General features: G+C 35.1%; 24 protein-coding genes. 13 read left to right on the forward strand and 11 right to left on the reverse strand.

The genetic code is table 11. From position 1 onward, the window contains the following. The first annotated feature begins 38 nt into the window (after positions 1 to 38). Positions 39 to 311 carry an HU family DNA-binding protein gene (locus GYY69_RS07285; protein ID WP_065638539.1) on the forward strand — a complete coding sequence of 91 codons (273 nt, stop codon included), beginning with the start codon at positions 39 to 41 and terminating at the stop codon, positions 309 to 311. 175 nt (positions 312 to 486) lie between these two features. On the opposite strand, the gene ybaK is transcribed toward GYY69_RS07285, so the two are convergent. From ybaK to glyQ, 4 genes are all read right to left on the reverse strand, one after another. Next, on the reverse strand, positions 487 to 972 hold the full coding sequence (gene ybaK / locus GYY69_RS07290) for a Cys-tRNA(Pro) deacylase (protein ID WP_174797068.1): 486 nt from the start codon (positions 970 to 972) through the stop codon (positions 487 to 489). A gap of 104 nt (positions 973 to 1076) precedes the next feature. Beyond that, positions 1077 to 1898: a hypothetical protein gene (locus GYY69_RS07295; protein WP_174797069.1), complete on the reverse strand. Its 822-nt coding sequence runs from the start codon at positions 1896 to 1898 to the stop codon at positions 1077 to 1079. Positions 1899 to 1965: 67 nt separating this feature from the next. Continuing rightward, the gene (gene glyS / locus GYY69_RS07300) at positions 1966 to 4038 is read right to left on the reverse strand and encodes a glycine--tRNA ligase subunit beta (RefSeq protein ID WP_174797098.1); all 2073 of its coding nucleotides are present in this window, start codon (positions 4036 to 4038) and stop codon (positions 1966 to 1968) included. Between the two features lie 10 nt (positions 4039 to 4048). Next, a complete protein-coding gene (gene glyQ / locus GYY69_RS07305) occupies positions 4049 to 4981 on the reverse strand; it encodes a glycine--tRNA ligase subunit alpha (protein ID WP_065638543.1) in 933 nt (310 codons plus the stop codon). A gap of 476 nt (positions 4982 to 5457) precedes the next feature. Here glyQ and GYY69_RS07310 point away from each other — a divergent pair, with 476 nt between their 5' ends. From GYY69_RS07310 to GYY69_RS07335, 6 genes are all read left to right on the forward strand, one after another. Beyond that, positions 5458 to 5877, forward strand: coding sequence for a PTS sugar transporter subunit IIA (locus GYY69_RS07310; protein WP_174797070.1), 420 nt, complete (start codon positions 5458 to 5460; stop codon positions 5875 to 5877). Next, the gene (locus GYY69_RS07315) at positions 5878 to 6351 is read left to right on the forward strand and encodes a mannose/fructose/sorbose PTS transporter subunit IIB (RefSeq protein WP_174797071.1); all 474 of its coding nucleotides are present in this window, start codon (positions 5878 to 5880) and stop codon (positions 6349 to 6351) included. A gap of 46 nt (positions 6352 to 6397) precedes the next feature. Beyond that, positions 6398 to 7216, forward strand: a complete 819-nt coding sequence (locus GYY69_RS07320) for a PTS mannose/fructose/sorbose transporter subunit IIC (protein ID WP_174797072.1) — start codon at positions 6398 to 6400, stop codon at positions 7214 to 7216. Positions 7217 to 7242: 26 nt separating this feature from the next. Next, on the forward strand, positions 7243 to 8064 hold the full coding sequence (locus GYY69_RS07325; RefSeq protein WP_446718890.1) for a mannose/fructose/sorbose PTS transporter subunit IID: 822 nt from the start codon (positions 7243 to 7245) through the stop codon (positions 8062 to 8064). A gap of 163 nt (positions 8065 to 8227) precedes the next feature. After that, complete coding sequence (locus GYY69_RS07330) at positions 8228 to 9472, forward strand: zinc-binding dehydrogenase (RefSeq protein ID WP_174797074.1); 1245 nt, start codon at positions 8228 to 8230, stop codon at positions 9470 to 9472. Positions 9473 to 9590: 118 nt separating this feature from the next. After that, positions 9591 to 10562, forward strand: a complete 972-nt coding sequence (locus GYY69_RS07335; protein WP_174797075.1) for a sugar-binding transcriptional regulator — start codon at positions 9591 to 9593, stop codon at positions 10560 to 10562. Positions 10563 to 10641: 79 nt separating this feature from the next. Here the strand turns inward: GYY69_RS07335 and argA are convergent, their stop codons facing one another. Further along, positions 10642 to 11970, reverse strand: a complete 1329-nt coding sequence (gene argA / locus GYY69_RS07340; RefSeq protein ID WP_174797076.1) for an amino-acid N-acetyltransferase — start codon at positions 11968 to 11970, stop codon at positions 10642 to 10644. Positions 11971 to 12590: 620 nt separating this feature from the next. On the opposite strand from argA, the gene envC reads away from it, so the two are divergent. Beyond that, positions 12591 to 13754 carry a murein hydrolase activator EnvC gene (gene envC / locus GYY69_RS07345; protein ID WP_238786538.1) on the forward strand — a complete coding sequence of 388 codons (1164 nt, stop codon included), beginning with the start codon at positions 12591 to 12593 and terminating at the stop codon, positions 13752 to 13754. Then, complete coding sequence (locus GYY69_RS07350; protein WP_202984969.1) at positions 13754 to 14572, forward strand: divergent polysaccharide deacetylase family protein; 819 nt, start codon at positions 13754 to 13756, stop codon at positions 14570 to 14572. The genes envC and GYY69_RS07350 overlap by 1 nt, the downstream gene beginning before the upstream one ends. Before the next feature lie 3 nt (positions 14573 to 14575). Here GYY69_RS07350 and rapZ read toward each other — a convergent pair whose 3' ends face one another. From rapZ to dsbB, 4 genes are all read right to left on the reverse strand, one after another. Then, the gene (rapZ, locus tag GYY69_RS07355) at positions 14576 to 15424 is read right to left on the reverse strand and encodes an RNase adapter RapZ (protein ID WP_174797078.1); all 849 of its coding nucleotides are present in this window, start codon (positions 15422 to 15424) and stop codon (positions 14576 to 14578) included. Positions 15425 to 15512: 88 nt separating this feature from the next. After that, positions 15513 to 16109: an XTP/dITP diphosphatase gene (locus tag GYY69_RS07360; protein ID WP_174797079.1), complete on the reverse strand. Its 597-nt coding sequence runs from the start codon at positions 16107 to 16109 to the stop codon at positions 15513 to 15515. A gap of 82 nt (positions 16110 to 16191) precedes the next feature. After that, entirely contained in the window at positions 16192 to 16848 is a 657-nt protein-coding gene (gene rluA, locus GYY69_RS07365; protein WP_065638549.1) for a bifunctional tRNA pseudouridine(32) synthase/23S rRNA pseudouridine(746) synthase RluA, read from the reverse strand. A gap of 79 nt (positions 16849 to 16927) precedes the next feature. After that, complete coding sequence (dsbB, locus tag GYY69_RS07370) at positions 16928 to 17464, reverse strand: disulfide bond formation protein DsbB (RefSeq protein WP_174797080.1); 537 nt, start codon at positions 17462 to 17464, stop codon at positions 16928 to 16930. Between the two features lie 145 nt (positions 17465 to 17609). On the opposite strand from dsbB, the gene rluC reads away from it, so the two are divergent. Further along, the gene (gene rluC / locus GYY69_RS07375) at positions 17610 to 18593 is read left to right on the forward strand and encodes a 23S rRNA pseudouridine(955/2504/2580) synthase RluC (protein WP_174797081.1); all 984 of its coding nucleotides are present in this window, start codon (positions 17610 to 17612) and stop codon (positions 18591 to 18593) included. Positions 18594 to 18616: 23 nt separating this feature from the next. Further along, entirely contained in the window at positions 18617 to 19279 is a 663-nt protein-coding gene (locus tag GYY69_RS07380; RefSeq protein ID WP_174797082.1) for a histidine phosphatase family protein, read from the forward strand. Between the two features lie 64 nt (positions 19280 to 19343). On the opposite strand, the gene bepA is transcribed toward GYY69_RS07380, so the two are convergent. Further along, on the reverse strand, positions 19344 to 20795 hold the full coding sequence (gene bepA, locus GYY69_RS07385) for a beta-barrel assembly-enhancing protease (protein WP_174797083.1): 1452 nt from the start codon (positions 20793 to 20795) through the stop codon (positions 19344 to 19346). 203 nt (positions 20796 to 20998) lie between these two features. Then, a complete protein-coding gene (proS, locus tag GYY69_RS07390) occupies positions 20999 to 22720 on the reverse strand; it encodes a proline--tRNA ligase (protein ID WP_174797084.1) in 1722 nt (573 codons plus the stop codon). A gap of 461 nt (positions 22721 to 23181) precedes the next feature. On the opposite strand from proS, the gene GYY69_RS07395 reads away from it, so the two are divergent. Both GYY69_RS07395 and GYY69_RS07400 read left to right on the forward strand, forming a co-directional pair. Beyond that, the gene (locus GYY69_RS07395; protein ID WP_174797100.1) at positions 23182 to 24474 is read left to right on the forward strand and encodes a serine/threonine transporter; all 1293 of its coding nucleotides are present in this window, start codon (positions 23182 to 23184) and stop codon (positions 24472 to 24474) included. 293 nt (positions 24475 to 24767) lie between these two features. Beyond that, positions 24768 to 26135: an L-serine ammonia-lyase gene (locus GYY69_RS07400; protein ID WP_174797085.1), complete on the forward strand. Its 1368-nt coding sequence runs from the start codon at positions 24768 to 24770 to the stop codon at positions 26133 to 26135. Positions 26136 to 26175: the final 40 nt, after the last annotated feature.

The raw sequence follows: 26175 nt of genomic DNA on the forward strand, positions 1-26175 counted from the left end.
TTAACTTTAACAATAAAATAATATGTAAGGATATACCCATGAATAAAACAGAACTTGTCGACGCTATTGCTAGCAAAGCTGATATCACTAAAGTTGCTGCTAAAACAGCATTGGAAGCGACACTAGCTGCTATTACTGAATCATTAAAAGCTGGTGAACCAGTTCAATTAGTTGGTTTTGGTACCTTTAAAGTTAATGATCGCAAAGCGCGTACTGGTCGTAACCCAAAAACAGGTAAAGAAATTAAAATTGAAGCAAGTAAAGTACCTGCATTTGTATCAGGTAAAAGTTTAAAAGAAGCAATTAAATAAGTTGCTTTTTATCTTTCTGTCAATTTGATTGATAGAAGAATAGGTCATAGGGTATAGCCTTATGGCCTTATTTTTCCGAGAAAGAAAAAACTCCTAAAATAGCATATCTGTTGGTTTTTCTATCCTATTTATAAACAATATTGTATCCCAATTAAAATTTATACTGTTAGTCATTTTAAACAGCTATTTCAATCAATTTAGCTTGTAATATATCGGCTAAATCTTGTGGTGTAATTTCAATTTCTAATCCTCTTTTGCCACCTGATATGAACATTGTTGTGTGTTTATTGGCACTTAAATCAATGAGTGTGGGCAGTTGCTGCTTTTGACCTAGTGGACTAATTCCTCCCACTAAATAACCTGTTACCTTTTGAGCTAAATTAGCATCAGCTAAATCTATTTTTTTACAGTTTAGTGCTTTGGCCACTTTTTTTAGATCTAAATGACACTCAACTGGCAATACGCAAACCGCTAACATTTTATTGTTACCGTTCAAACTCACAATCAGCGTTTTGAATACTTGCGCTGCAGTGACATTTAAACTGGGATCAAGTTTAGCAACCGCTTCTTGCCCGTAGTTGGTTTGATTTGGATCATGCTTATACTGGTGAATGTTAAATTTAGTTTTTAACTTTTTAAGTAAATTAATAGCGGGTGTCATAATTGTTATCCAAATGGTTTTTCATTATAACAAATATAATACACAGCAAATTGATATAGCAAGTGAGTTTCCTCACCAATCTAAATTGGTAAGGATGAGAATGATTAAACGATCAAACTATTAGTTTCTTGCTGATCATCTTTTGTTGGAAAGTTTGAGTTAGCATCATTAGTTACTAACCAATAAAGACGATAGAAAAAGCTCGTCAGGAAGATATCAAAAAAGACAGAACAGAACGAAAAGATAATATTAACTACTATAATATTGTTTTCATCGATTATCATAGACAATATAGTAATAATCATTAAATATGCGATATTAATTAATAGCATAAGAAAAGAAGGACGCCATTGCATTTTTGTCAGTTGACAACTTAACGAAAATAAATCAGAGAAACTTTTTTGTTTAGATTCAGCCAATAATCCAAAAAAGAAGCTAGTGAAAATAAAGAAAAGTACAGAGGAAATAATTAGCGTTATAAAAATTAATGAAATAATCAAAGATTTGGGAAGTAGTAAATTTAAAATAATAAGGATTAAAAATAAAAATAATACTATAACAACTAAGTGAAAAATCATAACAAGGTAAAAAGCAATAATTTTTAATAGATTTTCTAATACTCTAGACAGTAATAATTTGGGGTTAAGTTTATCACTTACATAAAGGTTATAAACTGTTGCAATACTAATTGATTTCATAACAATAGAGATTGCAACTGCTATAATAATAACTGATACATAGCTAGTGGTATTTCCTGATAAATATAATTGTGTATACGTTTCTGGTTTGTAAAGGTAGTAACTTATAACTGAGCTCATTAGTGCTACTAATAGACTTACAAGCGCAATTGGTATAATACGATTACGAAAAAAATTGCATGTTTGTGTAAAAACTAAAGAAAAAGAGATTTTTTTTTGCATTTCCATATAAGTTCCTTACAAGTGGTAACCGATTTAGTTACCACTATTATTTTTGAATGATTAAATTCGAAAATTAAGCTTGCAATAATGAAATATCAGCGACTTTTAAGAATAAGTTTTGTAGCTTTTTCAAAAGCGCTAACCGATTAAGTTTAATTTGTTCATTGTCAACCATAACCATGACAGAATCAAAAAACGCATTCACCGTTTCTTTTAGTGACGATAATTCAACTAACGCATCTTGATAACGACCTTCATTAAAATAAGGTGAAAGTTTATCGGTTAAAATTGCCAATTTTTTAGCTAATTCGCCTTCAGCGCCTGCTTCTAGCAAGGCTGCATTGATCTGCTCTGGAATAGCAATTTCGGCTTTAGATAAGATATTTGATACTCGTTTATTAGCTTCAGCTAATGATGAGGATTCTGGCAAGGTTCTAAAGTGAGTGACTGCTTTAATGCGCGCATCAAAATCAGCCGGTTTTGTTGGATTAAGCGCTAAAACTGCTTGAATAGTATCAATGGCAAAGCCTTGTTCTTGATACCATGCGCGGAAACGACCTTGCATAAAATTAACAATATCTTCAACCACATTTTTATTATTCAGTTTTTCGCCATATAACGATGTGGCATAATTGGCTAATTCAACAAGATCTAAAGGTAATGCCTTTTCTACAATAATTCGTAAAACACCAATCGCAGCGCGTCGCAATGCAAAAGGATCTTTATCACCTTTAGGGTGCTGGCCAATGCCAAAAATACCCGCTAAAGTATCCATTTTTTCAGCGATAGAAACTGCACAAGACACTGCCGTACTCGGTAATTCATCACCTGAAAAACGCGGTTTATATTGTTCTTCAATAGCGGTGGCAACTTCTATGCTTTCGCCATCTTTAAGTGCCAAATAGCGCCCCATAATACCTTGCGTTTCAGGGAATTCAAAAACGGTGTTGGTCACTAAATCGCATTTTGTTAATTTACCTGCTCGTTTAGCTTGCTCAATATTAGCGCCAATTTTGTCGGCAATAAAGCCTGATAGCGACGCTATGCGAATTGCTTTATCTTTAACAGTTCCAAGTTGTTGTTGAAATAACACCGTTTCAAGACGAGGCAAACGATCTTCTAAACGTTGTTTTAAATCGGTTTGATAAAAGAATTCAGCATCAGCAAGGCGTGGGCGAACCACTTTTTCATTACCCGAAATCACAACTTGTGGATCTTTCGATTCAATATTAGCCACAAAAATAAAGTTTGGTAATAATTTGCCTTGTTTATCATAAACAGGAAAGTATTTTTGATCCCCTTTCATGGTATAAACCAGTGATTCAGCCGGCACTTGTAAAAATCGCTCTTCAAATTTAGCGGTTAGCACAACAGGCCATTCAACAAGAGAACAGACTTCTTCAAGTAGCGTGTCAGTTAAATCAGCCTTACCATGAAGTTTAGCCGCTTCGCTTTCAGCTTGTTGCTTAATCATAGCTTTTCGCTTGTCATAATCAGCAATGACTTTACCACGATGTTCCAAAATTTCGGGGTACTGATCGGCATTATCGATAGTGAACTCTTGTTCACCCATAAAACGGTGACCACGAATAACGCGGTTTGACTCAATATCTAAAATGGTACCAGGCACAAGCTCATCACCATACAACATGGTGACAGTATGGCATGGACGAATAAATTCGACTTGACGAGCTGCCCAACGCATTGGTTTAGGGATAGGTAATTTGCTTAATGCAGTTTTAACCATATCACATAAAAGATTAACTACGGGTTGACCTTTTTGATTGTGAGTATACGACAACCATTCGCCTTTATCGGTTGTTATACGCTGGGCTTGATCAACTGTAATACCACAACCTCGCGCCCAACCTTGAGCGGCTTTAGTTGCATTACCATTGGCATCAAATGCCGCACTGACCGCAGGACCGCGTTTAACAATTTGGCTATCGGGTTGTGTGTTATTTAAATTTAAGACTTTTAACGCTAAACGGCGGGGAGATGCATACCAAAGTACTTCGCCATGTTCTAAATTGGCATTATCAAGCTGCTGTATAAAATTAGCCGCAAAGCTTTCTGCTAAAGTGCGGAGTGATTTTGGTGGTAACTCTTCGGTACCAATTTCCACTAAAAATGTTTTTTGCATAATTTTTTAATTCCTACTTTGATGCACTTTCGTTAGACTGTGAATTTTGGCACATAGGAAATCCAAGTGCTTCACGTGATGCGTAATAGGCTTCCGCCACCATTTTGGTTAATGTTCTGATGCGTAAAATATAACGTTGTCGCTCAGTCACTGAAATCGCTTTACGTGCATCAAGTAAATTAAAACAGTGGGCGGCTTTTAAAATACGCTCATAAGCTGGTAGTGGAAGTGGTTTTTCTAACTCAAGCAAAAATTTTGCTTCTTTTTCGTGTTGCTCAAAACAATAAAATAAAAATTCAACATTCGCATATTCAAAATTATAAGTGGATTGCTCAACTTCGTTTTGGTGGAATACATCGCCATAAGTGGTTTTACCAAATACACCGTCGCTCCAAACTAAATCATAAACGCTATCCACACCTTGAATATACATCGCTAAGCGTTCAAGCCCATAAGTGATTTCACCGGTAACAGGCTTACATTCAAGTCCACCAACTTGTTGAAAGTAAGTAAATTGGGTTACTTCCATCCCATTTAACCAAACTTCCCAACCTAGCCCCCATGCCCCGAGCGTTGGGTTTTCCCAATTGTCTTCAACAAAACGAATATCATTAACAGTGGGATCAAGTCCTAACTGTTTTAACGAGCCTAAATACAGCTCTTGGATATTATCAGGAGAAGGTTTTAAGATAACTTGAAATTGGTAATAGTGTTGTAACCTATTTGGGTTTTCGCCATAGCGGCCATCTGTTGGGCGTCGCGATGGTTGAACATAAGCGGCATTAATTGGTTCTGGCCCCAGTGCGCGTAAGCAGGTCATAGGGTGAGAAGTGCCGGCACCAACTTCCATATCTAAAGGCTGAATCACGGTGCACCCCTGATTGGCCCAGTAATCTTGTAATGTAAGAATTAACCCCTGAAAGGTTTTGACATTAAACTTTTGCATGATGTTATCTTTATGGTTGAATTGATATTTCGATAATTTAAATAGTGCTATATATTATACTTTTTATCAATACTTGTGAAATGCCTAATCGTATTCTATTTGCCTAGCTTAGTTTATTGTAAGAATACGACGGATCACTTATACATTATCATGAAAATAATCCACTAAAAATTCATAAGATCTTTTATCTAAAAGCAAATTATGCGGTTTAACGGTATTATAGTTATTAATAAATCGCTAAAGGTATGGTAATTACTCGCATTTTTTACTGTCATTTTCAAGTAATAGTCAATAATGTGGGTATTTCTCTCATCATGTTCTCTGATAAAAAATAAAAAACTTTCTTGTGTTCATTTTTCAAAAAATCCAATCTACATCACACTTTTTCACATTGGTGATTTACTTTGAGAAAATGTGAATATAAAGTTGTTTTAACATTTGTGATTTAAATAGAGAATTTGTGAGGGAGGTGCTAAATGAATATTATTTTGGCTGGACACGGAAAAATTGCCTATGAAATGAAAAATAGTATTGAGATGATTGCGGGGCAATACTCTCATTTGTATGCGATAACTTTTGAACCAGGGGATAGCATTGATAACCTAAAAGATAAATATCTAAAAATTATTAGCCAATCAGAATCCAAACAGTTCATTATTATCACTGATATATTTTCTGGCAGTCCTTATAACGCAGCCTCTATTCTAGCCATGCAGTTAGGTAATATCGAAGTAATTAGCGGTTTATCTCTGCCACTTTGCTTAGAGTTATTAAATCTTGATTTGTCTTTAATGAATATTGAAAACGTCTATGCACAACTCGACGAAGTTAAATTAGATTTTATTAAATCTTTCAAATCACTATCTAAAAAGATATCTACAGAGGAGGAGTTATAAATGATCATAAATTTAGTTCGTATTGATGACCGATTGATTCATGGTCAAGTTACCACTGTTTGGACAAAAGAAGCCAAAGCAGAAAGAATTATCATTGTGAGTGATGAAGTTGCTAATGATCAAATTCGTTCAGCACTAGTTAAACAGGCTGCTCCCCCGGGAATTAAAGTGTCTGTGGTTAGTATTGATAAAGCTGCTGCGGTCTATAAAAATCCTAAATATGAAAATGATACTGTTTTTTATCTTTTCACCAATCCAACCGATGTCTTGCGATTAGTCAATGCGGGCGTTCCTATTAAAGAGGTTAATATTGGAGGAATGTCGTTTAAAGAGGGAAAAAAACAGATTACCAAAGCGGTTTCTGTCGACGGAAATGACATATCTGCATTCAAAAAAATGCATGAGATGGGTATCAATCTATGTTTAAAAGTCGTTATTACCGATCCAAATGTTGATTTTATTAAACTTCTTTAACAAGGTTATTCAAATTAACTAACATAATAAATGGTAGGAGGGAAACATGGACATTTCAGTACTGCAAATCATGTTCATATTTATTTTCTCGTGTATCGCAGGAATGGGAAGTGTACTTGATGAGTTTCAAACACATCGTCCATTGATTGCATGTACCGTAATTGGCCTAATATTAGGTGATATAAAAACAGGTATCATTTTAGGTGGTACGCTTGAACTAATCGCATTGGGTTGGATGAATATTGGGGCAGCACAATCTCCCGATTCTGCATTGGCGAGTGTGATATCAACAATCTTGGTTGTTATAGGACAGCAAGATATCCAAACCGGAATAGCCATCGCACTTCCTGTTGCCGCAGCAGGGCAAATATTAACCGTTTTTGCAAGAACTATCACGGTAATTTTTCAGCATGAAGCAGATAAAGCGGCAGAAAAAGTTCAATTCCGAAAGATTGAATTACTCCATTTCAGTGCTCTTTTTGTACAAGCATTAAGAGTTTCTATTCCTGCCACGCTCGTTGCCATTTATGTTGATGCAAATACTGTGCAATCCCTATTAAACATGTTACCTGATATTGTCACTGGTGGGCTTGCTGTTGCTGGTGGATTTATCGTTGTTGTCGGTTATGCAATGGTGTTAAACATGATGATTGTTAAATATTTAGCTCCTTTTTTCTATTTAGGTTTTGTTTTAGGTGGATATCTAAATTTTAGTTTACTTTCATTTGGTATTTTGGGGGTTATTTTTGCCATTATTTATGTTCAATTAAACCCAAAGTTCAATGTAATAAAAGTTAATAACGAAATTGCAAATCCAATGGCAAATACCAACCAAATAATCACTGATGATGAATTAGAAGAATAATTTATAGGAATTTTATTATGAAAGAAATGTTAAAAACTATTCAAAAAAAAGATGTGATTAGCACTTTTATTCGTTCTAATTTCCAGCAAGCTTCTTTTAATTATGAACGTATTCATGCGCTTGCTTTTTGTGTAGATATGATTCCAACAATCAAACGAGTTTATCAAACACAAGAGGAACAACGTCAAGCGTTAAAAAGACATTTAGCCTTTTTCAACACCACTCCTGCAATGTGTGGCCCTGTGCTTGGTGTCACTATAGCAATGGAAGAAGCAAAAGCAAATGGCGCACCAATTAATGATGGAACAATCAATAGCCTTAAAATTGGATTAATGGGACCTTTAGCAGGAGTCGGTGATCCCCTTGTATGTGGTACATTGCGACCTATTACTGCAGCACTTGGTGCATCTTTAGCACTCAACGGAAATATTGCAGGTCCATTATTATTTTTTATTTTGTTTAATTTCGTCAGACTTGCCATGAAATGGTATGGTTTAACCTATGGATTATCGAAAGGAATCGGTATTGTTAAAGATCTTTCGGGTAATATCTTGCCTAAACTGACAGAAGGCGCTTCTATTCTTGGTTTATTTATTATGGGGGTATTGGTGACTAAATGGACTTCAATAAATGTCCCTTTAGTGGTATCTAAAACTGCTGATGCAAATGGTAATGAAATTGTTATGACAGTACAAGGTATACTAAATGATCTTGTACCAGGTTTACTACCGTTGGGTCTAACACTCTTAATGATGAAATTGCTCCGAAAAAAGGTCAGCCCAATTATCTTAATTTTTGCATTATTTGCCGTGGGTATTATTGGTTATGGGTTAGGTATTCTAGCTTAAAATACAAATAAACAGTCTTAAACATCTATGTAATATTTTTGAACCAAAGGAAATAGCGCAAATTGTTATAAATACATTTTTCCTTACAACTGCAGTATAACAAGGTATTTATGCATTATTGAGTATAAATTTGTATCAAATTTAATTTATTAAAGAGGAATATATGAAAACTCGAGCTGTTCGATTATATGGGAAAAATGATCTTCGATTAGAATCTTTTGAACTTCCACCTATCACAGATGATGAAGTGTTAGTATCAGTCATTGTTGACAGTATGTGCATGTCTTCATTAAAGCTAGTAAATCAAGGCGAAAACCATAAAAAAACACCACCAGACCTAAAAAATAATCCAATTGTTATTGGACATGAATGCTGTGGTGATATTTTGCAAGTAGGTAAAAATTGGCAACATAAATTTAAAAAAGGGCAAAAATATGTCATACAAGCCAACTTACAGCTCACTAATAGCCCTTATTGTGTAGGTTATTCTTATCCTAATACGGGTGGGTGTGCAACTTATATGATAGTCAATCACGACGTATTACAACAAGATTGTTTGATACCTTATGATGGAAAAACTTATTTTGAAGGTGCGTTAATTGAACCCTTATCCTGTGTTATTGGTGCTTTTAATGCTAGCTATCATTTGAAACCAAATAGTTACGATCATATTATGGGAATAAAGCCTAATGGTGAATTGCTTATATTAGGGGGAACTGGCCCTATGGGGATGCTTGCAATAGACTATGCTTTGGGGGGGGCGATAAAACCCAAAAAAGTGGTTGTCACTGGGCGAAACAAAGAAAAAATAGCGCATCTGAAAACACTATATCAATCACACAATGGGGTCGAACTTGAATTCGTCGATATATCTGAGAGCGCAGATCAATTGTCGCTATTGAAAATTAAATCTTCCAAAAATTGTTTTGATGATATCTTTATCTTTTTACCATCAAAAGAGTTAATTCATTTAGCATCGCAATTATTAGCATTTGACGGTTGTCTGAATTTTTTTGCTGGTCCTCAAGATAAAAATTTCGAAGCAGAAATTAATTTTTATGATGTACATTATAATTTTACTCATATTGTTGGAACATCAGGAGGAAATACTGATGATATGCGCTTAGCTGTTAAGTTAATTGAGTCAGGCAAGGTTGAAGTTGCTAAAATTGTTTCGCATATAATGGGAATTGATCAAGCCAGTGACATAACTCAACGACAAGATAAAATTAGAGGTGGAAAAAAATTAGTCTATACTCACAAGCAGTTTGCGCTTAAAAGTTTAGAATCGTTAACAGATAGTAGTGATGATGTAGCATTAAAGAAAATATTAAATAAAAGCCATAATATTTGGTCAAAAGAAGCTGAAGATTTTGTATTAAACAATTTTCCTGATATTGAGTCTTAATTTTTTTGATATACTTTAATAGCATCAAGATGCCATAATATGAATTACCATACATGACATCTTGATATTTTTTTAATAAATAGTGATTTAAAAACATGACTAATAAGATAATACGAACATGATCAATAATAACTTTGGTAACTACGATTTTGAGCAACACAAATTATTAATAAAAATAGCTCAACTCTATTATGAAGAAAATAAAACTCAATCCGAAATAGCCAAAATCGTTAATATACACAGATCAAGTATTAGTCGAATGCTAAAAGTAATACGAGAATTAGGTATTGTTTCTATTTCAATAAATTACGATCTATTGCCCAATATTGCATTAGAAGAAAAAATTCTTAATAAATATAATTTGAAACAAGTTATTATTGTACCTGTCAATCAACATGTTGATAATGACAGCAAAAACCAAATTGTTTGTAATGTTGCTGCAAATGTATTAGTCAAAAATATCCATGATAATGATGTCATTGGCATTTCATGGGGACGCACAATTAATTATATTGTTAGCAGTTTAAAAAATGACAACACTCAATTCAATAATACGACCATTGTACCAATGATTGGAGGACCATCAGGAAAAATTGAAACAAAATATCACGTCAATAATATTGCTTATAAACTTTCGAATAAATTAAATAGTCAAGCCATACTGATTGATTACCCAGCCATTGTTGATACCGAACTATTAAGAATAGAAATTGAAAAAACTCAACATATGAAAGAGTTGAAAGATTGGTGGAGCAAGATAACCGTCGCTCTATTTAGTATTGGTTGTCCTGCTATTTCAAAAAGTTCTATTTGGTATGGATTTTATGGTGAGTTGTTCCAAACGATAGCCAATAAGGACATTGTAGGCGATATTTTATCCCGCTTTTTCGATCAAAATGGAACTGAATTAACGACACCATTTTGTAATCAAATTATCGGAGTGACATTAGATAATCTGAAAAAAATTCCTTTAAAAATATGTGCAAGTGGCGATTGCGAAAAAATTAATAGTCTAAAAGCGGCACTAAATGCCAATTACATTGATATATTAGTAATTAGTGATGAAATGGCTACCCAATTAATTAACTAAGTTTTCAATTAAAACGATTAGCAAATAGCCTTAAGTACTACACAATAATACTGCCTATAAGACTTAATGCTAAAAAAAACTATAAGATATCAAATATTAGAATTTTGGAATTTCTTTGATAATTGTAAAGTTGTTTCTTTTTAATAGGCAAGTCATCTACTTCTGCTGGATTAAAGCCTTTTTCTCTAAACCAGTGAATGCTTCGTGTCGTTAAAACAAATATTTTTTTAAGGCCTAACTGAATTGCTTTTTCCGTTAACTTTTCGATAAGAACGTTTCCTCGAGATGAGTTGCGATATTGCGGATGAATAGCCACACAGGCCATTTCACCCATTTTTTCTTCAGGATAAGGGTAAAGTGCAGCACAACCAATTGTCATGTTATCTCGTTCAATAATGGTAAATTTATCAATTTCCATTTCTAATTGTTCACGTGAGCGTTTGACCAAAATACCTTGCTCCTCAAGCGGACGAATGAGCTCTAAAATTCCACCAATATCGTTAATCGTTGCCGAACGAACCTGTTCAGAATGTTCCATTGAAACTTGTGTTCCAATGCCATCGCGCGAGAATAGTTCTTGTAAAATCGAACCATCAATCAAATAACTTACTAAATGGCTTCGCCTGACGCCACTACGGCACGCTTTTGATGCTGCGCGTAAAAAGCGTGCTTCACTGGATAAATGTTTGCCTTGCATTTCTTTTTGGTTGACATAATTATCTGCATCAACAGGATAAAGATCAATAATGACATGACCATGTTCATCTAAAACTCCTTGCTCTGCACAAAAACTAATTAATTTATCAGCTTTTAAGCGAATAGCTACTTCAGCTGCAACATCTTCAGACGCTAAATTAAAACTTTCACCAGTCACTGAAACACCAACTGGGCCCAACAATACAATAGAGCCTCGCTCCAACTGCTGTTCAATGGCTTCTTTATTTATACGGCGGATTTTTCCTGTATGGCAATAATCAACGCCATCATCTACCCCCAAAGGTTGCGCAATGACAAAATTACCACTGACAACACTAATATGTGCGCCTTGTAATGGTGTATTGTTTAAGCTCATTGATAAACTCGCTGTGATATTGAGCTGTAAAAGTCCGGTGATCTGTTTAACAATATCGAGTGTGCAAGCATCGGTAATTCGAGTATTTTTGTAATATTTAGGTTGGATGTTATGATTTTTAAGCGATTCATCAATTTGATTACGCGCACCGTTAACAATAACAAGTTTAATGCCAAGACTATAAAGTAAGCCGATATCATTGATAATATTTGAATAATGATTACTTTTTAATACAGCACCCGTCAATAAAATAACAAATGTCTTTCCATGATGTGCGTTGATATAAGGTGCAGAATGTCTCAATCCTTCAACTAACTCTGTTGTACGCTCTTTCATTTGACATCACCCTTAAAATGAATAGTTATTCATATTTTATGTATTTTTATTTATTTTTGGGTTGATCGCAAGGTATTTTTGTAAAATATTTAAGATAAAATTTTCTAAATGCCGGATAGTTAATATGAATATTTAAGATGAATTATTAAGTCAGTTTATTTTACAATCAGATCGTTTTTAATAACTAGAACTAATGAAGAAAACAAAAATGAAAAAGGCATTAATTGCGTTAACAACTTTTGCATGTTTCTCAAGTTTTGTTTATGCTGAAACAAAATAGAAAACTTTATATAAAAATTTGATTTTAATGAAAATATTAAAGAATACTTTAATAAAATCAATACTCCACCTGAACGTTTTTTATGAAAAAACACACTGATTTTTCACAGCATTGGAATGTTGCTATTTATTGCTTTTGAATGTGCTTATAACAAAAATCAAACTAAAAAGTAGTCAATGCCGCAAAATGAAATTACAACATACTTGGTATGTGGTTTTCATTTTGCATCTTTACCTATTTATCGGTATAGTGGCAACCATATTATTGCTTGGTTACAAATTATAAATACAACGCCATGTCTATTTGTCAAAAAATTGTTGTTATTGCTTTTATTGGATTAATGAAGATTAATTTTTTATATGCTGATGATAATCAGCAGCTTCAATCTTTACGTCATGCAATTGAAGAACAAGAAAAGCGTTTAGCACAGCAAAAAAAAGAGCGTAATGAGCTTGTTAATAACCTCAAAGAACAAGAAACCGAAATTGCTAAACTTTTAACATCAATTGAAAGAAATGATTTATCACTCAGAAAGCTCGATCAAGAAATCAATAATTTAATTGAACAAATCGATGTATTAACGATAAAACAAAAACAACAACGAATGATATTATCAAAACAGCTAGAAAGCGCATTTAAATTAGGCAATACAACTGGGTTGGAGTTGATTTTTTCGGGTGAGAAAAGTGAACGTAATGACCGTATAATCACTTATTACGGTTACATTAACCAAGCACGTCAACAACAAATTCACGATCTTCAAGATACACAAACCCAATTAAACGAAAAAAGAGTTGAGTTACAAAAAAAGCAAGCTTTGCATAAAACATTACAAAGTAAACAGAAAGAGCAACAAGCAGGGCTTGAAAAAAACCGTCAAAATCGGCAAAACACGATAACTTCTCTTGAGTCATCCATGCAAGTAAATCAACAAAAATTAATTGATTTACGTCATAATGAAATTAAATTACAAGCGAAAATCGCCCAAGCGGAAAAAGAAAATCGGCGCATAGCAGAAGAAGAAGCAAAACAAGCAAAAAATATTGAAGAAAAGCAAAAGAATACGCGTTATAATCCGAATTCTGATGAGCGGTCATTAATGGCGCGTGTAAGTGGTATTGGTAAACCTCAGCACCAGTTTAGTTGGCCTGTGAATGGTCGTGTTGTACATAGGTTTGGAGAGTCACTCCAAGGTGAATTACGCTGGAAAGGAATAGTGATTAATGCCAAAGATGGCACGCAAGTTAAAGCCATTGCTGATGGTCGAGTTATATTGGCAAGTTGGTTACAGGGCTATGGCTTTGTTGTTGCGCTTGAGCATGGTAAAGGTGATATGAGTTTATATGGCTATAATCAACGCATGTTGGTTGCGGTGGGGGACAAGATTCAAAGTGGGCAACCTATTGCATTAGTTGGTTCAAGTGGTGGGCAAAATACGCCTGCTTTATATTTTGAGATCCGTCGTGATGGTAAGGCACTTGACCCGAGTGGGTGGTTAAAATAGTGCGTTATTTTATTATTATTCTTATTATAAGCCTATGGGCGTTAAATACTCACAGTGTTTGGGCTGCAAAACTTGCTATCGTCATTGATGATTTTGGATATCGTCAACATAATGAAGAGCAAGTAATTTCATTGTCGCCTAATATTAATGTTGCGGTTTTACCCAATTCGCCCCATGCTAGGCGTATTGCAAATAGGGCTCATGATCATGGTAATGATGTGATAATTCACTTACCTATGGCACCACTAGGTAAACAGCCTCTAGAGAAAGACACGCTATTTCCCTCTATGAGCGAAGTTGAAGTAAATCGCATTGTAACCAATGCGATTGAGCAGGTGCCGCATGCGATTGGTGTTAATAATCATATGGGTAGTTTGATGACATCAAATCTTACTGGTATGGCACATGTTATGAAAGCATTGAGCCATTATTCAATGTTTTTCTTGGATAGTAAAACAATCGGTAAAACTCAAATAAAAAAAGCTGCCAGCTATTATAATATCCCAGTGTTAACGCGTGATGTATTTTTAGATGATGAGCAAAAAGAAAGTGCTATTAGCCAGCAATTTGATTTGGCCGTTAAGCTGGCACGAAAAAATGGTGTAGCCATTGCTATTGGTCACCCTCATCCGCAAACGATTAATGTATTAAGAACAAAGCTTGCTAATTTACCTGAGGATATTGAATTGACCAAACTGAGTCATTTGATTACGACAATACCAACATCAGCGAAGCATAAAACTACGCTGAAAGACATTTTTGAAAAATGTAAAAAACAAATTGAAGAATTATCAAATTATAAAACTTTAGACGAATAATGATTACCTTTTTTCTAAAGTTCGATGCCGAATTTGCACTTGCTTGTTTTGGGCTTTAAAAAATGCGGCTAATTGTTCCACAATAAAGACAGAGCGATGTTGACCGCCAGTGCAGCCAATTGCAATGGTTAAGTAACTGCGGTTATTCTTTTCTAACAAAGGTAGCCATTGATTTAAGTAATTGGCAGTTTGATAGATAAAATTAGATACTTCGTCGTGTTTTAATAAATATTCTTTTACAGGCTCATCTAATCCTGTTAGTGGCCGCAAGCTGACATCCCAATGCGGGTTGGGTAAAAACCTAACATCAAACACAAAATCGGCATCAACCGGTAAACCATGTTTAAACCCAAATGATTCAAAAATGATGGTTAATTCGCGTTCTTTTTTACCCAAAATACGTGATCTTAATATGCCAGATAGTTCATGAACTGAAAGGTTATCGGTGTTTATAACTAGGCTTGCATGCGATTTTAAAGGTTCTAGATATTTTTCTTCAAGATCGATTGCTTCTTCAAGAGAATATTGTTGATTGGTTAATGGGTGAATTCGCCTTGTTTCACTATAGCGCCGAATTAATGTATTGCGACTACAATCAAAAAAAATAATTTCGGGTGTGACAGTTTGAGGTAAGCGTTGAAAAATATCGCTATTAAAATCAAAATTCTCAGGTAAGTTTCGAATATCAATACTAATAGCAACAGGGGTATTATTGTCTTTTAATGAGTTGGCTAATTGCGGTAATAAAACAACGGGGATATTATCAACACAATAAAATCCCATATCTTCTAGCGCTCGCAGAGCGATTGATTTGCCAGAACCCGAGCGACCACTTACTATCAATAGAATCACAATATTAACTCCAATATCATTGATGGTTTAATTATATACTGTTTATTTCTTTATATACAATTTCGAATATAAATAATAGTGTTAACAATTAATATTCAGTTTTAATTTTAGTGATCAATTGTTTAAGTGCTTGACCTCGATGTGATATTTGGCTTTTCTGTTCTTTAGTTAGCTGCGCTGCGCTGCAGCCTAATTCTGGCACATAAAAAAGTGGGTCATAACCAAACCCCCCTTCGCCTTGTTCTTCATTTAAGATTAAACCATGCCATTTGCCTAAACAGATGATAGGAGTTGGGTCGTTTTCGTGTCGCATAAAAACCAGCGCACAATAAAAGTAAGCGGTGCGTCTTTCTTTTGGCGTGTTTTGTAATGCCTTAAGTAATTTTTTATTGTTGCTTTTATCATCACTATGTTCACCCGCATAACGAGCAGAATAGATGCCAGGTTGTCCATCTAGCGCATCGACCGCTAAGCCAGAGTCATCAGCAATGGCTGGGAGTCCTGTTAATTTGGCGGTATGCCTTGCTTTTAAAATTGCATTTTCAATAAAGGTTAAACCGGTTTCCTCGACATCGGGCACATTGAATTGGCTTTGCGCAATAATATCAAAACCTGCATCGGCGAGTAATTTTTGCAATTCATTGACTTTGCCTTGATTATTTGTTGCTAAAACAATTTTTTGCATTTTATTTCCTTTATATCAATTGGTTATAATTTATTAGTACGAGCAGATTTTATATAATTGGCGCTAATATTATATCCCTATTTTAAAAATCCGGTTCACAGCTAAACGTCATACTTTCGCCTGTTTTGGGGTGATTAATTGTGAGTAATTGCGCATGTAATAGCAGTCTTTTAGACATGGCAAATGCTTCGGGATGCGCATAAAATTTATCACCTAAAATCGGGTGGCCAATGGCTTGCATATGAACACGTAATTGATGCGATCGCCCTGTAAAAGGCAATAATTTTACTCGTGTTGTATTATCTGGATTGCGTGAAATCACCTGATATTCAGTTAGCGCATGTTTGCCATTTTCTAAATCGACCATTTGCCTTGGGCGATTGGGCCAATCACAAATTAAAGGTAATTCGACACAACCCGTGTCATTTTGAATATGCCCATGTACAACAGCAATATAGATTTTTTTAGGGATCCTTTCTCGAAACTGTTTTTTTATTTCTCGATCAGCCAGTTTAGACAGTGCGGCAACCATAATGCCACTGGTTGCCATATCTAACCGATGAACTGATTCGACGTAGCTATATTTTTGCTGTAATCGATGAATAATACTATCAATAAATTGGGGTTTATTGCCTGAAACTGACAAAATACCAGGTTGTTTGTTTACAACCACAATATGGTCGTCTTGATACAAAATAGATAGCCAAGGTTCAATAGGCGGGTGATATTCCAAAAGCATTTATGTGTGACGATTTGTAAAATAAAATTGCCACACATTCTAACAAACTCAACAAAAAGTGCCAGTGTTATAAATAACGTTACTTATTACTCCAGATTGAACCTTTAGGCGATGGGAAGATCTGTGAGATTAACACGCCTAAACCAACAATAAGATAGCAGGCAAAAATAATAATCATCCATTGTGACATTTCGATGGTTAAAAATGACCAAATTTTATCGGCACAAGAACCATAAGCTTTAAACATGCTAGGAAACCAAGAGTCTAAGGGCAACCAAACGGGGAATTGCGTATTAATTGTGCAAGTGTCGCTTAAGTTAGGTTCGAACTGTAAATGGGCATGGAATGCTGCTAAAGTAAAGCCTTGATAGGCGCTAAAAAGCCAAATTAAAAGCCCCATTAATCGAACCACAATATTAGAAGGTGCAATAAGTCCAATAATACTTGCCAGCATGATGCCTAAAATAGCACAACGTTGATAAATACAGAGAGTACAAGGAGCAAGCCCTAAACTATGTTGAAAATAAAGTGCGGTTATTTCAAAAGTAAGAGTAGAAAAGAACAATAAGAACCAAGCAAATCGACCTTTTGAGTATTGATTAAGCAACGATAACATACTATTTTATTCTCCCATATTCCGTTATAATCTTTTCTTTAATTATATCGAATATAATCTATCTTATTTTTTAATTACGATAGTGTAGTTTATTTTTGAATAATGTAAACGACTTTATCTATAGATGGCGGGTTAATCATTTCTTATGGACTCAACTGTTCCACAACCAAAATTACAAGTCTCATTTGTTACTATTTCAGAGGAAAATGCGACGCAGCGAATTGATAACTTTTTAATCACCTATTTAAAAGGTGTGCCAAAAAGTATGATTTATCGTATTTTAAGAAAAGGCGAAGTTCGTGTTAACAAAAAACGGATTAAACCTGAATATAAATTGAATATTGGTGATGAAGTCCGAATTCCTCCTGTTCGCATGACAGAAAAATCTATGCCCGAAATTTCGACTAAGCTTAATAAAGTTGCTGATTTAGAAAAAGCAATTATCTATGAAGACGAGGTAATGCTGGCGATCAATAAACCATCAGGCATTGCCGTTCATGGTGGTAGTGGCTTAAGTTTTGGCGTAATTGAAGGCTTGCGCGCCTTAAGACCAGAAGCGAAGTTTTTGGAATTGGTACATCGCATCGACCGTGAAACATCGGGTGTGTTGTTGATTGCTAAAAAGCGCTCTGCATTAAAAGCACTACATGAACAATTACGACTTAAACAAATGCAGAAAAATTATTTGGCACTTGTTAAGGGGAATTGGTCTTCTGACTGTAAAGTGATACAAGCACCACTGCTTAAAAATGTATTAAAAAGTGGTGAACGAGTGGTGAAAGTTGATAAAGAAGGTAAACCATCTGAAACGCGTTTTAAAGTTGAAGAACGTTTTAATTTTGCCACGTTAATTAAAGCCAGCCCTGTTACTGGGCGTACCCATCAAATCCGTATACATACGCAATATGCTAATCATCCAATTGCTTTTGATGATCGCTATGGTGATAGGCAATTTGATGCATTATTGGCTGATACAAAGCTTAATCGATTATTTTTACATGCCGCCAGTGTTAAATTTATTCATCCTAAAAGTTTACAAGAGATGCAATTACATGCGCCAATGGATGCTACTTTACAGGCTTGTTTAAGCTATCTTAGAAAAGATAAATATCAGCAAAAAGAATTTTAAAATAAAAAAGGTAGTGAGTACGAATGAAAGATATTAATTTATATTTAATTAGACATGGTCAAACGCAGTGGAATATTAAAGATCAGATGCAAGGGTCACAAAATTCACCGTTAACCGAACAAGGTATTTTAGGTGCTAAAGTCACGGGGCAACATTTAAAAAATGTTCCTTTTATGCAAGCATACTCAAGTCCCCAACAACGCGCAATGGAAACCCGCGATTATATTGTGAACGAAAATAATCTTGCTATTCCTACTTATGAGCTTGCTCATCTACGTGAAATGGATTTTGGCATTTGGGAAGGTAAACATGTACCAACTTTAAAACAAGAAGTTCCCGAATTTAACGTTTATTTAACTGATCCCGCTAATTTTGATGCCGCTGTCAATCAAGGCGAAAATTACCTTGATATACTTGCGCGTATGAAGCAGGGGCTAAACACTATTGTACAAAACGCACCCCAAGATACCGGTAATATTTTGGTTGTATCGCACGGTACAGTATTACGCATATTACTTTGTGTTTTAAATGGTGGCGATTGGCGTTTACATCGTGATGAGGCTTATTTTCCACGGATGTTAAATACCAGCATTAGTGTAGTTAACTATAAACAAAGTAATGATCAGGATGAAGGTATATTTACTGTGAAATTTTTCAATAATGTGGATCATTTAGCTGAAAAATAAAGGCGTTATCTTCTCGACTAGTGGTTATTTCAATGATTAGTCGAGAAGTTATCGTTACAGTCAATTATCGCTTATAAGCTGCATAACGTTTTTGTAGCTGTTTTAATTGATTGATTCTGGCATCAATTTTGGAAATCATTGTTTGATTACCTTTGGTTTGATTTTTAGCATTTTGTAATAATTGAATGGCTTGCTGAAATTGACCTTCTAATGCAATTGCTTCGGCTTGCGCACTCATTTCTTGAGCCCTTGAATGTAACCCGCCATAAGCTTTAATGAGTAATTCCCAGCCATTGGTATCATCATTGTGGTCAAACGTATAGCGGTGTAACAAGCTTACGGCTTGTTGATAGTTTCCATTTTTTATATATGCATTAGCTAAATTCAATTGCAATGCAGAGCTATCCGGTGCTTTTTTTAACGCTGCTTGTAGGCGGGTTATTGCGGTACTACTATTGTTGAGCGCCAAATCAATATCAGTCATTAAATCAATATACCAAATATTATTCGGGTCACTGTCTAATAATGGTTGCAGTTGTTGTTTTGCTTTTTGATTATTTCCACTTAGGTTGTCAGTTAAAGCATTACCATAAATAATGGCTATTTTACTTTGTTCATTATTTAGTTTTTTGTAATCCTCAATTAATCGTTTTGCGGTATTTTTATTTTTAGCCATCAATATTGCTAACCGAGCTTTTGCTAAATAATAGCTTAACGATGGTGATACGTTTTTTTTACTATATTGCATTGAGCGATTGCGGATATCAGTTAATCGGCTATTAGGTAATGGGTGAGTAAGTAGTATTTCAGGCGCTTTACTACTAAAACGGCTTTGATCGGCGAGTTTTTGTAAAAATTCAGATGAAGCATAAGGATCAAATCCAGCTTTAGCAAGCGTTCTTAAACCAACACGATCGGCTTCTTGTTCATTACTTTGCGTAAAGCTAATCATATTTTGAGCCGAGCCTGCCATGGTGCTGGTCATTGCCGCCATACCAGCTTCGGGATTGGCTAATGTTAGTAATAATGACCCTAATGTTGCCCCCCAAACATAAGGACTATTACGGTTTTGGTTTTCCATTGCTCTGGCCAAATGACGTTGGGTGACATGCCCAATTTCGTGAGCCATAACAGAGGCCAATTGGCTTTCATTATCGGTATCTAATATGAGCTTAGAATGAATGACAACATTTCCACCAAAAAAAGCGAATGCATTAAGTACATCACTTTTCATAATATAGAAATGAAAAGGCGTTTTTACTGATTCTGATTTAGCAACTAATTTATTACCTAAATCATTAATATATTGGTTTAAAACTGGGTCGTTTATGATAGGAGAGCCTGCTCGTAGCATTCGCATATAATAATCGCCCATTTCCATTTCTTGGCCGATACTTAATGTTGTAGCTGCTGCGGTGCCAATATCTGGCAGATTGATATTATCCGCATATACGATAGATGTGTTTTGTAATAACAACGAGGTAGAGAGTGCAAATGCAATGGCTTTTTTTAACATTCTTTCAACCAATTGAGATAAGATTTTTGTTGATCTATTTTAGCCGAAAAAAAGAACTATATCACTTTGAATTTATCATTAGGATGCTTAGTTTGTTTGAGGTGATAAGCATAAAAAGTGACTATTTTTATGATTGAAATGACAAAAACTCAACAACCGTATCAGTACGGCCGTTGAGCTTTGATGTTAATAATCGAGTTTTATTATGCTTTATGGCGGCGATTTTTAATGAATTCAATAATATTATCAACGTTTACCATTTCTTTATCGCCACCAGCACGATGTTTGTATTCAACTTCGCCATTTTCAAGATTGCGCTCACCAATGACAATCGTATGAGGAATACCAATAAGTTCAGCATCAGCAAACATCACCCCTGGTCGCTCTTTACGGTCGTCAAATAGTACCTCAATGCCAGCTGCTTGTAGATCTGAGTAAAGTTTTTCAGCTGTTGCTTGGACTTTTTCTGATTTGTGCATATTCATTGGAATAATCACGACACTAAACGGCGCAATGGCTTCTGGCCAAACAATACCACGTTCATCATGGCATTGTTCAATAGCCGCTGCTACAATTCGACTAACGCCAATCCCATAACACCCCATGATCATGACATGATTTTGCCCATCCTCACCTTGCACTGTGGCTTTCATTGCCTGTGAGTATTTTGTACCAAGTTGGAAGATATGCCCAACTTCAATCCCTCGTTTGATTTGTAATGTCCCTTTGCCATCAGGGCTAATATCACCCTCAACCACATTGCGAATATCTTCAATGCGAGGTAAAGCAGCGTCACGTTCCCAATTGATATTAAAATAGTGTTTATGATCGATATTGGCACCAGCACTAAAATCGCTCATCACGGCCACGTCACGGTCAATAATAATTGGCATATTTAAGTTAATTGGACCTAATGATCCCGGTCTTGCATTAACTAACGCGCGAATTTCTTCTTCGGTTGCAAATGCTAACGGTGAGGCAACGATATCAATTTTTTCGGCTTTTATTTCATTTAAAGTATGATCGCCTCGAACTAATAAAGCGACTAATTGGTGACCGCTTTCTTTGGTGGCTTTCACCATTAGGGTTTTCACGGTTTTTTCAATCGGCAAATTGAACTGTTCGACTAATTCGTCAATGGTTTTGGCATTTGGGGTATCGACCAGTTCCATGGCTTTAGTTGGCTCTGCACGTTTTTGCATTGGTGCTTGTGCTTGTGCCATTTCGATATTAGCTGCATAGTCCGATTCCGTTGAAAACACGATGTCGTCTTCACCGCTGTCAGCTAATACTTGGAACTCATGTGACCAGTTACCACCAATCGATCCTGTGTCAGCGCGCACTGCTCTAAAGTTTAAACCTGCACGCGTAAACACAGCGCTATAGGCTTTATACATATCATCATAAGTTTCTTGCAATGATTCTTGTGAGGTATGGAAAGAATAGGCATCTTTCATAATAAATTCACGCGAACGCATCACACCAAAGCGAGGGCGCACTTCATCACGAAATTTAGTTTGAATTTGATAGACATTAAGTGGTAATTGTTTGTACGAACTTACTTCATTACGGAGTAAGTCAGTAATTACTTCTTCATGGGTTGGGCCCAACACAAAATCACGATCACCACGGTCTTTAATCCGTAATAGTTCTGGGCCATATTGTTCCCAACGCCCACTTTCTTGCCAAATATCAGCAGGTTGTACGACCGGCATTAATACTTCTATTGCTCCTGCTTTGTTCATCTCTTCACGAACAATATTTTCTACTTTTTTAAGGACTCGGTAACCAGTGGGAAGCCAAGTATATAAACCCGCAGCCACTTTACGGATCATGCCTGCACGTAACATTAATTGATGGCTAATGACTTCTGCATCAGCGGGGGTTTCTTTTAACGTTGAAAGAAGATATTTACTGGTTCGCATAAATTTATCCCGAAAATAATTTATTTATAAATATAATAAAAATGTGAGCTAGTTTAGCAGCACCCAGCGCAACACTAAAGTAATTTTATCGCTATTTTAAATATAAAACTAACGGTAAAACCTTAAGACAACATTAAGTAAACGTTTTTTAGGTTATTGGTCGACTGTAAATTATTTTGCGATATAGATGCTAATACTTTTGTCTATGAATTCTTAGTTACTGTGATTTAACCGACAATGCAATTTGCGGTAAAACCGTAGATTGTTTTATTTATTATGAATCAAAATTGATACTTTATTTGTTTTTAATTTGTTTGGTATCAAATTGAATATTATTTATTGTGTTGATTATATTTAATTTTTTATTGATAGTGTGATTGGGATCACTTTGTAATAGTCGTTAATTTGATATTATATCTACAGCATATTTGATTAAGGAGTAGTATAAAATGAGTAAGTCAATGACTAACAAAGCTGTAATAGATTCAAAGAATGGATCAGTATTACCCAAATGGCAAAAAAGTGATACATTATGGATGCTTAGTCTTTATGGTACTGCGATTGGCGCTGGAGTACTTTTTCTACCAATTAATGCGGGGGTAGGCGGATTAATTCCATTATTGGTTATGCTGATTCTTGCTTTTCCAATGACATTTTTTGCGCACCAAGCTTTGTGTCGATTTGTATTATCAGGCAAAAGTCGTGAAGGTGATATCACCGTTGCGGTTGAAGAGGCTTTTGGGCGAACAGCAGGAAACTGGATAACAGTGCTTTATTTTTTTGCAATTTACCCAATATTATTAGTCTATAGTGTTGGCATTACCAACACGGTAGATAGCTTTATGGTTCATCAATTGGGAATGGAATCACTACCGCGAGCTTTACTTTCATTTGTTTTAGTTGCATTTTTAATGTCAATTGTGCATTTTGGTGAAGAACTTATTGTTAAAGTTATGTCAATATTAGTTTTTCCATTTATTGCTGTTTTAATGATTTTAGCTTTATTTTTAATTCCGCAATGGAATGGTGACATTTTTGCTAATTTATCTCTTGGCGGTAATGGCAGTGATGGTGAACAAAGTATTTTAATGACACTTTGGCTAGTGATTCCTGTTATGGTTTTTGCGTTTAATCACTCGCCTATTATTTCATCTTTAGCAGTAGCTAAACGTAAAGAATATGGTGAAACTTATGCTGCTCCAAAATGTACTAAAATTATTGCAGCAAGTAATATAATGATGGTTGTAACGGTTATGTTTTTTGTTTTTAGCTGTGCATTTTGTTTAACGCCAGCAGAGCTTTTAGAAGCGAAAGCGCAGAATATTTCAACGTTATCTTATTTGGCTAATCGATTTAACTCACCTGTTATTGAATATATTGGTCCTCCAATTGCGTTTATTGCTATGGCAAAATCATTTTTAGGTCATTATCTAGGTGGTAAAGAAGGTTTTAATGGTATTGTCAATAAATTCTTGCGTAGCCGCAATAAAACCATTTCAGAAAAGAAACTTGATAAACTTGCTATTGTATTTATGTTTGTAACAGCATGGGGTGTTGCCACATTGAATCCCAGTATTTTAGGTCTTATTGAATCACTTGGTGGTCCAATTTTAGCGGTATTATTGTTCTTAATGCCAATGTATGCAATTCATAAATTACCCGTATTAGCAAAATATCGAGGAAAACCAAGTAATGTGTTTATTGTTGTTATGGGGCTAGTTGCGATTTCAGCTGCTATCTATAATTTATTATAAAATTGATTAAATGGGTAATAACCACCTATTTATGCAATAAATAAAACCCGTCGATATTTATCGATGGGTAAAAAGTCTATTGGTAAACCTGACTAACTGTAAAATAAACATTAATTACTAATGAATATTAAAAACTTATTTTCATAATCTTTAAAAGTGATGTTTAGCTATCACTATGACAATTAATGCGATGTGTTGATAAGATTATTTTTATTTAACTAGTAAAAAGAATTTATAAAGTTATAACTAGGCCAGCAGTATTAATTTATTTTTGGCATCAAAAAGGAAAAAATATGAGTTCAGTATTTGAAATATTTAAAATTGGTATTGGTCCTTCAAGTTCGCATACAGTAGGGCCAATGAGAGCAGGGAAGGCATTTGTTGATCAACTAATCGATAATGATATGATGTCATCAGTAACCAAAATTGTAGCTGATGTTTATGGTTCTTTGTCATTAACAGGTAAAGGCCATCAAACAGATATTGCTATTATCATGGGGTTAGCGGGTGAAAAACCTGATACTGTTAATATTGATAATATTCCTATTTTTATCGAAAAATTAAGCCAAACTCACCGTTTACCGATTTATCATAATCGTTACGAAATCGACTTTCCTTTGGATAGTTGTATGGTGTTTCATTCCAAATTTTTGCCATTACATGAAAACGGCATGACGTTGACTGCCTATAATGGTGATACATTACTCTTTCAAAAAACGTATTATTCCGTGGGTGGTGGTCAAATTGTTGAAGAGGAGCAATTTGGTTTGCAAAAACAAGATTCCACAAAACTGCCTTATCCATTTTCTTCCGCTGCACAGCTATTAAAACATTGTGAAGATAATTCATTGTCAATTTCTAGTATTATGATGAAAAATGAGTTGCAATTACATACCTATGAAGAAATTGAAGATTATTTTTCTCGCGTTGGGCAAACTATTTTAGAATGTATCAAACGTGGAATGAATACTGAGGGATTATTACCAGGACCGCTTAAAGTTCCTCGTCGTGCGTTTTCGTTATATCGTCAATTATCTACTACCAAAGATAAAATTATCAGTGATCCCATGGTGATTATTGATTGGGTAAATATGTTTGCGCTTGCCGTTAGTGAAGAAAATGCAGCAGGTGGTCGAGTTGTTACTGCGCCAACAAATGGGGCATGTGGAATTATACCTGCTGTGCTGGCTTATTATGATAAATTTATTAATCCGGTTACGCCTGATATTTATATTCGATTTTTTCTAACTTGTGGTGCAATAGGTCAACTTTATCAAATCAATGCGTCTATTTCTGGTGCAGAGGTTGGGTGTCAAGGCGAAGTTGGCGTTGCGTGCTCAATGGCTGCTGCAGGGCTTGCTGAGCTTTTAGGTGGTAACCCTGAGCAAGTTTGCATGGCAGCTGAAATTGCAATGGAACATAACTTAGGATTGACCTGCGATCCGGTTGCTGGTCAAGTGCAGGTGCCTTGTATTGAGCGTAATGCTATTGCTGCCGTCAAATCAATCAATGCAACGAGAATGGCTTTAAGACGAATTACTGCGGCAAAAGTATCTTTGGATAAAGTGATTAAAACCATGTATGAAACAGGAAAAGATATGAATGCAAAGTATCGAGAAACATCACGTGGTGGGCTTGCAATTACGGTTCATTGTAATTAGCAGCGTGAAAATTGCATTGAATTCGCCGGTTTTATAATCG

Source organism: Gilliamella sp. ESL0250 (genome assembly GCF_013345045.1).
GTDB classification, from domain to species: domain Bacteria; phylum Pseudomonadota; class Gammaproteobacteria; order Enterobacterales; family Orbaceae; genus Gilliamella; species Gilliamella apicola_H.